The sequence below is a fragment of the Corallococcus sp. CA053C genome, from assembly GCF_003611675.1.
Taxonomy (GTDB): Bacteria; Myxococcota; Myxococcia; order Myxococcales; family Myxococcaceae; genus Corallococcus.
In genome coordinates, this window is the sequence record NZ_RAWA01000935.1 from 1 (window position 1) to 265 (window position 265).

General features: G+C 67.9%; 1 protein-coding gene. It reads left to right on the forward strand.

The genetic code is table 11. The features are described from left to right. A partial coding sequence (locus D7V97_RS43955) for a CARDB domain-containing protein (protein ID WP_304988543.1) occupies positions 1 to 265 on the forward strand: 265 nt, incomplete at both ends.

The following is a 265-nucleotide window of genomic DNA, read 5'->3' on the forward strand; positions in this document are numbered from 1 at the left end:
TTCTTCGTGGGCTACGCAGGCTCGCCGTACCTCAACGCCGGCCAGTGCCAGGTGCTGACGGTGTCGGGCCCGGCGTACGCGTCCACCGAGGGCGCCTACTACCTGGGCGCCGTGGTGGATCCGCAGAGCTCCATCGCGGAGCTGATTGAGAACAACAACACCTTGACCGGCAGCCGCATTGGCGTGGGCAACAGGCCCGACTTCATCGTGTCCGCGGTAACGGGGCCGGCCAGCGCCACGTCCGGCCAGCAGATCTCCGTCTCCG